Source organism: Rhodococcus sp. LB1 (assembly GCF_001583455.1).
GTDB classification, from domain to species: Bacteria; Actinomycetota; Actinomycetes; order Mycobacteriales; family Mycobacteriaceae; genus Rhodococcus_F; species Rhodococcus_F opacus.
The window spans coordinates 39359-46751 of the sequence record NZ_LTCZ01000048.1 but is presented as its reverse complement, the minus strand read 5'-3'; the positions used below and the strand labels follow the sequence as shown (position 1 = coordinate 46751).

General features: G+C 64.6%; 7 protein-coding genes. 5 read left to right on the top strand and 2 right to left on the bottom strand.

Going from position 1 to position 7393, the window contains the following annotated elements:
- Positions 1 to 189: 189 nt before the first annotated feature.
- Positions 190 to 1581: an NAD(P)/FAD-dependent oxidoreductase gene (locus AZG88_RS09420; RefSeq protein WP_061046090.1), complete on the bottom strand. Its 1392-nt coding sequence runs from the start codon at positions 1579 to 1581 to the stop codon at positions 190 to 192.
- 156 nt (positions 1582 to 1737) lie between these two features.
- Between AZG88_RS09420 and AZG88_RS09415 the strand changes: the two genes are divergently transcribed.
- Positions 1738 to 2283, top strand: a complete 546-nt coding sequence (locus AZG88_RS09415; RefSeq protein WP_061046089.1) for an Lrp/AsnC family transcriptional regulator — start codon at positions 1738 to 1740, stop codon at positions 2281 to 2283.
- 51 nt (positions 2284 to 2334) lie between these two features.
- Here the strand turns inward: AZG88_RS09415 and nrdH are convergent, their stop codons facing one another.
- On the bottom strand, positions 2335 to 2562 hold the full coding sequence (gene nrdH / locus AZG88_RS09410; RefSeq protein WP_061046092.1) for a glutaredoxin-like protein NrdH: 228 nt from the start codon (positions 2560 to 2562) through the stop codon (positions 2335 to 2337).
- A gap of 436 nt (positions 2563 to 2998) precedes the next feature.
- Here nrdH and AZG88_RS53465 point away from each other — a divergent pair, with 436 nt between their 5' ends.
- The 4 genes from AZG88_RS53465 to AZG88_RS09390 all read left to right on the top strand — a co-directional run.
- Entirely contained in the window at positions 2999 to 3502 is a 504-nt protein-coding gene (locus AZG88_RS53465; protein ID WP_231913908.1) for a hypothetical protein, read from the top strand.
- Positions 3475 to 5550: a tyrosine-type recombinase/integrase gene (locus tag AZG88_RS49705; protein WP_061697548.1), complete on the top strand. Its 2076-nt coding sequence runs from the start codon at positions 3475 to 3477 to the stop codon at positions 5548 to 5550. Before AZG88_RS53465 ends, AZG88_RS49705 begins: the two co-directional genes overlap by 28 nt.
- Positions 5547 to 6470, top strand: coding sequence for a tyrosine-type recombinase/integrase (locus AZG88_RS09395; RefSeq protein WP_061697547.1), 924 nt, complete (start codon positions 5547 to 5549; stop codon positions 6468 to 6470). The genes AZG88_RS49705 and AZG88_RS09395 overlap by 4 nt, the downstream gene beginning before the upstream one ends.
- A partial coding sequence (locus tag AZG88_RS09390) for a tyrosine-type recombinase/integrase (RefSeq protein WP_231913907.1) occupies positions 6467 to 7393 on the top strand: 927 nt, incomplete at its 3' end. The genes AZG88_RS09395 and AZG88_RS09390, both read left to right, overlap by 4 nt.

The following is a 7393-nucleotide window of genomic DNA, read 5'->3' as shown; positions in this document are numbered from 1 at the left end:
TGCGAGCTGTATCGAGACGCCGGCTGCCCGATGAAACCTGCGTCGCGATACAGCTCGCAGGCATTCGCCAGCATCATGTCTTCGAGGTTTCCAAAGAGGTCCGCCGGCCGCAATCGCGATAGCGCCTTCGGGAAGATGGGCTGGCAGTCACACGGTGGCCCCCGTACGGACACCGAAGTCGGTTTCGTGTCAGCTCGCCCGCGCGACGTCGGCTTCCGTGTCCTCGATGCGGCGTTCGAGGTAGCGCAGTTGCGCGATCGCGTTGCGGGCAGTGATCTGCTGGTGGGTGTTGGTCAGTTGACCGCGCCAGGTGCCGAGGAAGGTCCAGGCCCACGACAGCAGGGTCGCGAGGCGGCTGCGGAAGCCGACGACATAGACGACGTGCACGGCCAGCCACATGATCCACGCGAGGAAACCGGTCAGCTCGAGGCCGCCGATCTTGGCGACCGCGTTGAATCGGCAAATGGTTGCCATCGAGCCCTTGTCGCGGTACCGGAAGGGGTTCCGTTCCGGTACCGGGCGTCCCTTGGCTGCGGCGGTGACCTCGGCGGCGATCTGTTTCGCGGCGTAACGGCCCCCTTGGATCGCGACCTGGGCGACGCCGGGCAGACGATCGCGCGACATCATGTCGCCGACAACGAACACATTCGGATTGCCCGGCAGGGTGAGGTCTTCGTCGACGGCCACGCGGCCTGCGCGGTCGATGTCGGCGCCGGACTGTTCGGCGAGCTGGCGACCGAGGGGACTCGCGGCCACCCCCGCGGACCAGACCTTGCAGGCGGATTCGATGCGGTGCTCGATGCCGTCGGTGTCGCGAACGGTTAGTCCGTGGGCGTCGACGTCGGTCACCGACGCACCCAGCCGCACCTCGACGCCCAGCTTTTCGAGGGTTTCCGCCGCCTCGGAGCCGAGGTTGTCCCCGAACGGCGGCAGTACCGTCGAGGCGGCGTCGAGCAGGACGATCCGCGCATCCCGGGGATCGAAGTTGGAGTACGCCCCGACGAGTGTGCGGTGTGCGAGTTCGGCGATCTGGCCGGCCATCTCGACGCCGGTGGGGCCGGCACCGACGACGACGAAGGTGAGTAGGCGTGCCCGCTCCCGCGGGTCGGTGATGACCTCTGCCTGCTCGAACGCGCCGAGGATCCGGCCGCGGAGTTCGAGGGCGTCGTCGATCGTCTTCATGCCGGGTGCGTGTTCGGCGAAGTGGTCGTTGCCGAAATAGGACTGCTGCGCCCCGGCGGAGACGATGAGGCTGTCGTATCCGGTGACGGTGATCTGCCCGAGGTGTTCGGACGTCACCGTACGTTCGGTCAGGTCGATCGTGGTGACGTCGCCGAGTCGGACGGCGGCGTTGGCTTGGTCCTTGAGGATCAACCGCGTCGAGGGGGCGATCTCGCCTTCGGAGAGGATGCCGGTGGCCACCTGGTACAGGAGGGGTTGGAACAGGTGGTGGGTGGTGCGGTCGATCACCGTGACGTCCACGTCCGCGCGGCGGAGGGCCTTCGTCGCGAACAGCCCACCGAAGCCAGATCCGATGACGACGACGCGGTGGCGCGCGGGCGGGGACTGGGGGTTGCTCATGGTGAGCCTTTCCGATCACGCCCAGGGGCGACGATCTCGGTGTCGGGGGAGATGGATGTCAGGGTTCAGACCAGCAATTCGACTGGCAGGCATCAATAGTGAACAAGCGGCGCAGGTAAGCCAAGGTAAGAGAACAAAATTCTCTAGACTGAGCCGATGAAGAAGAATGTTTCAGGCGCGCCGTTTGTCGAAGGCTCGGGATCGAATGATGTTCGAACGGGGGCGCCGATCGATGAGATCGACCGAATCCTCCTCGATCAACTCTCGCGCGACGCGCGTACCCCGAACAACGCCCTCGCCGCCCTCGCGGGCATCGCCCCCTCGACCTGCCTGGGCCGGGTGCGTTCGCTGATCGATCGCGGAGTGATCCGCGGATTCCATGCCGACATCGATCCCGCCACCCTCGGCAGGGACCTGCAGGCAATGATCGCAGTGCGAGTACAGGCCAACGCAAGACAGCATCTCGGGCAGCTCGCCGAGCAACTCGCCACCCTCGACGAGGTGCTGAACGTGTACTTCATTGCCGGCGCCGACGACTACCTCATCCACGTCGCCACCGCGAGCAGCGAAGAGCTGAGGCGCTTCGTCCTCGACCACCTCAGCGCACATCCCGCGGTCGCCTCGACGGAGACCATCCTGATCTTCGAGCACGTGCGCCCGCGGCACCGAGCGCCCCGGGCCGAGCAATCGTCGGGCCGATGAGGACCTCCACCGTCGACGCTGCCGTCGTCCGGGGTCCGAGACCGGTACCCGTCAGGCTGCCGTGAGCGCCTTGATGCGGTCCGGCCGGAAACCCGCCCAATGGTCGTCACCCGCCACGACGACAGGGGCCTGCAGGTAGCCGAGACCTCTTACGTAGTCATGGGCGTCGAGGTCTCGGGTGATGTCGACGATCGTGTAGTCGAGCCCCTCGTTGTCCAGGGCGCGGTAGGTGGCGGTGCATTGCACGCAGGCCGGCTTACTGTAGATCGTGATGGTCATGGTGCACTCCGCTCCGTGAGGTGTGCAGGCGGGGGACCGGAAGCATATGCTCTCCGGCCCGGGTTCGCGCGCTGACAGCGCGGAGGCGCCGAGTCCCGCCAATCCATCGAACATACATTCGATTATCTGTTATGGTGACCTTCCGGCGCCAGTGACGGTGTAGGGAAGACTCCGTCACTGGCGCCGTCAACGCAGCGAAAAACACGAGAGACTCTTGTCGCGCAATGCTTATCGGATAGATTCCGGAGTATCGGCACGGAGGAGAAGCGTCAGGACGCGGCCCGAACGTCCGTCCCGGCGAGTCGGGCGCTGTGCCGTTCCGGGCCGCCGTGGCTAGTACGCATCCATGACTTCGTACCGGATTCCTCAGCGTTCAGGGACGGACGCACTCGTTCTCGGTTCCCGCACGCGTTCTCCGTTCATTGCCAGGATGGTCGTGAGACACATCGTGGGCCAGGACGTGGGGAAGCGAGACGGCATGATCGATATTGAGATCGGGCGCACCCCGACCGGTGGGAGGCACTTTCCGATTGCCTTTCGGCTCGAGTTCATCCACCGGTGGGATGCCGCCACCGACCGTGGTGCCAAGACCAGGCTGCTGCGCGAGCACAATCTCACAACCGCCACCGTCAGGCGTTGGCTGCACAGTCGTGACGAGGGAGAATTCACGGGACTGACGTCGGTCACCCGAGAAGAGAGGTCGCTGCGCCGAATGGAGAACGCCGACCGCGCCGAACTGGCACGCCTACGCAAGGAGAATGCGGCACTCAAACACAAGGTCGCCCAGGGCGAGGCCGTGCAGGAAAATCTGGGAAAAGCCTACGAGCTCTTGGAGGGGATTACCACGAGCTCGACGACCGACGACGAACCCGAGATCCCGCCGGCACTGCTGAGCGCCACCGAGTACGCGAATTGGCTCGAACGCAACAAATTGCACTGATCGGGTTCGTCGACGAGCTCACCGCCACCGGGATCGGGGTCCGCGCGGCGTGTGGGCTGGTCGGGCTGCCCCGCTCGACGTACTACCGCCTCACCCACCATTACCGGCACTACCGGCCGGTCACCGACCCGATACCGCAGAAGAACCGGCAGCAACCGGCAACCCTGACCGCCGCCGAACGCGCCGCCGGCGTCAGCGCCCTCGAATCCGCCGAATACGCAGAACTCTCTGTGGTGCAGACGTACTGGCGTGCGTTCGACGCGGGACTGGTCTGCTGCTCCGAACGTACCTTCTACCGGGTCGCCGCCGAACAGAACATGGTCGGCGATCGCCGACGCAGAAAGCACGGTGGTGGCTCGGCTTCCCGGCACAAGCCGATCGTGCACTGCGGACGGGTCGGGGAATTGTGGTCCTGGGATGTCACCGAGCTACGCGGACCCAGAACGCAGGACCGCTACAAACTGTATCTGGTAATCGACGTGTTCTCCCGGTATCCGGTGGCCTGGAGAATCGAGTACACCGAGAACACTCAACGGGCCGTGGACATGTTCGCCGCCGCCATCGCCGAACACGGAGCGCCCGGGGTGGTGCACGCCGACAACGGTGCGATCATGCGCGCCCACACCCTTGTCGAGGCGCTCGCCGACAACGGGGTGCTCGCCTCGTATACGCGACCTCGGGTCAGTGACGACAACCCGTTCTCGGATTATGCCGGGTCTGTGATTATGCCGAGGATGAACCCGTGTGAGCGGGTTCGTGCTGGTCGGAGACTGCCGCGGGCTGAACCGTTCGGCATAATCACGTGGCCGATTGATGCTTACTCTGTACAGATTTTCCGTTCAGAGGAGGCCGAGATGAAGATGCGACAGTCGGTAGGCGATGCTGGTCCACTTTCGTTGTATGCAGAGGGGTTTGGGGAGAACCTTGAAGGTAGGGGCTATGCGCCGGACTCGGTTCGCTGGAGGCTGCGGCAGCTCGCAGCACTGGATCGTTGGTTACGCGACCATCGTCTGGCCGCCGGCGATCTGGATGCCGCGTGCGTGGATCGGTTGGTCGCGGCCCGACGGGCCGAGGGGAGAACGACATTGGTGGCAGTCGCGAACTTTTCGGTTCCGATCTCGTACTTGCGCGAGATCGGCGTTGTGCCGCCTGAGGTCTCATCGCAGTTGGATCCAGTCTCACAGATCCTCGGGCGGTATCGCAGCTATTTGGTCACCGAGCGTGGTCTTGTAGAGAGTTCGATATCGGTCAACCTGCGTGTCGCCGAGAGCTTCTGCAGAAAGCAAGCTCTCCGGTTGGAGGAGCTGTCGGCAGCCGAGGTCACCGCATATATTGTGGCGTTCTCCGCACGCTCGAGTATCGGGTGGTCGAAGAAGACGGTGAGTGCGTTGGCATCGTTTCTGCGGTTCCTCCACGTCACAGGCGTCACCGCCCAACCGCTCGCCGCGGCGCTGCCGAAGCTCGCCGGACATCGTCGCACCGTGCCATGTGAACTCGACGAATACGATTTCGCACGTCTGCTCGGGGGCTGCGACTGCAGCCGCGACGTCGGGTTACGCGACTGTGCGATCTTGACGGTTCTATGGCGGCTGGGACTGCGCCGTGGTGAGGTGGCCGGGTTGAGGGTCGATGACATCGACTGGCGGCGTGGTGAAATCACGATCCGAGGAAAGGGCCACCGCCACGAGCTTCTCCCGATGCCCATCGACGTCGGTGAAGCGATCGTGCGGTACCTGCACGATGGTCATCGTCGGGTCCCGCCGGGTTGCCGTGCGTTGTTCGTTCAGGTGAGAGCACCAGAGGGCGCGATGAGTCCCGACGGTGTCGGTGACGTGGTGGCACGGGTGTCCCGTCGCGTTGGGCTACCCGCGATGGGTGCGCATCGGCTCCGGCACGGCACCGCGACCCAGCTGGTGCGCAACGGCGCGTCCTGGCCCGAGATCGCACAGGTCATGCGGCACCGCACCGTCGCGGTCACTGCGTCCTATGCCACCGTCGACCCTGTGCTGACGAGCGAGTTGGCGCGCCCCTGGCCGGGTGCGCTATGACCGACGTTGCCGCCGCGGTCGACTCCTATCTCGCCATGCGTCGCGGTGTGGGCTTCGCGCTCGTCGATGCCGGATCGTTGTTGCCGGACTTCGTCGGCTACCTGCACCACAACGGCGCTGAGCATGTCAGCACCGAACTGGCCGTCGCATGGGCAATCCAGCCCGTGAACGCCGGGCCGATCTGGTGGCGTCAACGGCTGGGGATCGTGCGCGGCTTCGCCGAGTACCTGCGCACCATCGATCCGGACACCGAGGTGCCGCCACGGGACCTGCTACCGGCACGCCAGCAGCGGGTTGCGCCGTACTTGTATTCCGCCGCCGACATCGCGGCGCTGATGGCGGCCGCCCGGGCCCTGAACCCGCCGCTGCGTGCCGCCACCTACGAGACGTTCATCGGGTTACTTTCGGTCACCGGCCTACGACTCGGAGAAGCTCTCGCGCTCAACCGCGACGACCTGGACAAGAAGCGATTACTGCTCATTGTCCGGCACGCCAAGCGAGGAGGCCGAAATATACCTTTGCACGAGACGACCTTTCGTGCCCTGCAACACTATTTCGAGGGTGTCGACCGTTGCTTCCCGCAACCCGTGTCACCGTCGGTATTCGTTTCGATCCGAGGCACTCGGATGAACAAGGACTCGATACACGCGACGTTTCCCGCACTGATCGACAGGGCCGGGCTGACCGGGCGCGGGCAACGACCCAGGCCCCGGATTCACGACCTCCGTCATACCTTCGCGGTTCGCCAACTGGTCGACTGGCACCAACAGCACGCCGACGTCGATGCCCGAATACCACTGCTGTCGGCTGTTCTCGGGCACAGTGATCCCGCATCCACGTACTGGTATCTCGAAGCCGCACCCGAACTCTTCGCCATCGTCGGAAGGCGCCTCGAAGACTTCCTCGGAGAACTGCCATGAGCCCCCTCGCACCCACCCTGCAGAAGTTTTTCACCGACCGCCTTCTCACCCAACGGCAGGTCAGCCCGGCAACCATCGCCGCCTACCGTGACACGTTCCGGCTGCTCCTCGGATTCATCGCCGACAGAAAGAAGCTCGCTCCGGCGAGCTTCGACTTCACCGACCTCGATGCCCCGACGATCGGCGCGTTCCTCACCCATCTGGAAAACGAGCGAGGCAACAGCATACGGACCCGCAACGCCCGCCTCGCCGCGATCCATTCGCTGTTCAGGTTCGCCGCGCTCGAGCACCCCGAACATGCCGATCTGATCTCGCGTGTCCTGGCGATCCCACAAAAACGGTTTGATCGAGAAATCGTTGCGTTCCTCACCAAAGAGGAGGCCGAGGCGATCCTCGTCGTTCCCGACCGAGACACCTGGATCGGTCGACGCGACCACGCGCTACTCACCGTCGCAGTCCAAACCGGTTTACGTGTCGCCGAACTCACCGGTCTGCGCCGCGACGACGTGGTGCTGACAACCGGGCCTCACGTTCGTTGTCGCGGCAAGGGCCGAAAACAGCGATCCACACCTTTGACCGCCGGCGCCGTCACCACGCTGCGAGAGTGGTTGAAAGCACATGACGCCCAACCCGACTCCCCACTGTTCCCGAGCCGACATGGCACACCGCTGAGCACCGATGCCGTTGAATGGCTGGTGAACAAACACGCCACCGCCGCGGCATCTCACTGCCCATCGTTGGCGACCAGACGAATCACCCCTCACGTCCTTCGCCACAGCGCCGCTGTGGCTGGGGCACGAAAGCATCGCCTCCACACAGATCTATATGCACGCCGACCTCGCGGTCAAGCAACGCGCCCTGGACAGGTCCACACCTCCAGAAGTGAATCCGAACCGCTACAGGCCTTCCGACTCACTGCTTGC